Source organism: Sphingomonas sp. TF3, assembly GCF_003985085.1.
In the GTDB taxonomy this organism is placed as follows: Bacteria; Pseudomonadota; Alphaproteobacteria; order Sphingomonadales; family Sphingomonadaceae; genus Sphingomonas.
Genome location: NZ_RWKS01000068.1, coordinates 1 through 1,778 on the forward strand (window position 1 = coordinate 1; position 1,778 = coordinate 1,778).

General features: G+C 60.6%; 1 protein-coding gene and 1 pseudogene. Both read right to left on the reverse strand.

Annotated features, from left to right (window positions below):
• Window positions 1-189: 189 nt before the first annotated feature.
• Complete coding sequence (locus EJC47_RS20795) at window positions 190-1,362, reverse strand: glycosyltransferase family 4 protein (RefSeq protein ID WP_260591704.1); 1,173 nt, start codon at window positions 1,360-1,362, stop codon at window positions 190-192.
• Between the two features lie 278 nt (window positions 1,363-1,640).
• Window positions 1,641-1,778 (reverse strand): annotated as a pseudogene (locus EJC47_RS20800) (ATP-binding protein); the annotation flags it as partial.

Below are 1,778 nucleotides of genomic sequence, written 5' to 3' on the forward strand. Positions count from 1 at the left end.
AACGCACCTCGCCGACTTCAGGGCCGCCTACAACTTCGCTCGCCGGCTCAAGGCGCTGAGCGGCCTCACACACTACGAATACATCGCCAAAATCTGGACCTCAGAGCCAGACCGGTTCATCGTCAATCCAATCCACCAGATGCCGACTAAACACCTAGGGCGCTTGCCATAGGCTGACAGCCCTAACCCCTAAGCCTGATCGTCACCCATGAGCGTGGCGTACAGGCGTTCGTCCACTTTCTTGACGTCAAACCTTGCCTCGGCGATCAACCGGCTCTCGCGGCCCATTGAAACCGCAAGGTCGGGATCGGTACAAAAGCGGCGCATCGCGTCCACCAGGCTTTGTGCATCGCGCGGGGCCACGAAGAAGCCGTTGACGCCGGGCACCACCGTCTCGCGGCATCCCGGCACATCCGATGTGACGACCGCACGGCCCATCGCCATCGCCTCCTGCGTGCTGCGAGGCACGCCTTCGCGGTAGGAAGGGAGGACATAGACGCGCGCCTCTGCAATCGCGGGGCGCACGTCGGGCAGTTCGCCCGACCATTCCACCGAGCCCGTGGCGGCAAAGGCGCGCATCTGATCGGCGGAAATTCCTCCGGGGCTGGGATCAAGTCCGCCGACCAGACGAAAGCGTGCGTCGGTAAACTCGCGTTTTAGCACGCCGGCCGCTTCGACGAATTCCAGCACGCCTTTTTCGCGCAGCATGCGCGCGATCAGCAGAAACGAGGGCGGGCCGGCTGGGACGGGGGTGTCGACGAATTCGTCAAGGTCCACGCCGATTCCGCCAAGCAACATGGTACAATCCTGCGCAACAATCCGTCGCTCGACAAATTCTGCGCGGTCATCCGGGTTGAGAAAGATGACACGATGGGCGCGGGCAAACGAGGCGCGCAGCAAGGAGATGGCCAGAGTTCTTGATGCCCGCTTGGCCAGCCCGTCCGGGCCGCTCGAAATGAATAGGTAGCCCAGGCCCTCCACCATGCCGATGCGGCGCGATACACGGGCCAATGCTGCGGCGAGCCCGCCGTATATATTCGGCTTGATGAAAAATGTCAGGCTGACGTCGGGTCGTTCACGACGGAACCAGCGCGTGAGATCGCGCAGCGTGCGCAGATCGGATAGTGGATTCTGCCCCGCGCGGTCGATATGATAGGTGTGAGTAGTAACACCCATGTCTTTCAGGTGTTTCGCCTGCTCAGTATTATATTCCGGAGCAAGCACATGAACATCGTGCCCCCGCCGAACCAGTAATTCCAGCAGATGCCCACGAAACCGGATCAACGTATTCGCGGCGTTCGACATCACCGTTATTTTTCGAGGCCCGTTCAGATCCCGAGGCTGCTTCGCGCCGTTCAGCATTAACAACTAACCTGTATGATATGCATCGAGCACGATCAGATGAGCAAGCGCGCTAAACAAGGTTCTTAGGCAGGTCAATGGCTCGCCTGGCCTTGGCTTTGGCTTTCGTCCGTCCGCCTGCTCGTCTATTGGGGCCGTTATGTCCGTCCGTTCCCCATCGATGTCAACCGGCGTGGAATCTTGACCCCCGATCGGTGCCCAACATTGACCCCGCTATGTCGAGCCTGATGATGGGGCTGAGGAACGTCGGCATGTGCGTCGCCGAACACCGTCGGTCATTCACCGAACGCGAGGTTGGTGGTGACCACGATCGAGGTCTGCTCGTAAAGGCGGCTGACGAGGTGGAACAGCAGCTGACCGCCCGACAGCGCGAACGACAGATAGCCGAGTTCGTCGAGGATCACGAGATCGAGCGG

Coding starts and splice junctions, on each gene's coding strand:
- EJC47_RS20795 (WP_260591704.1), bottom strand. CDS start 1,362: ATGCTGAACGGCGCGAAGCAGCCTCGGGATCTGAACGGGCCTCGAAAA.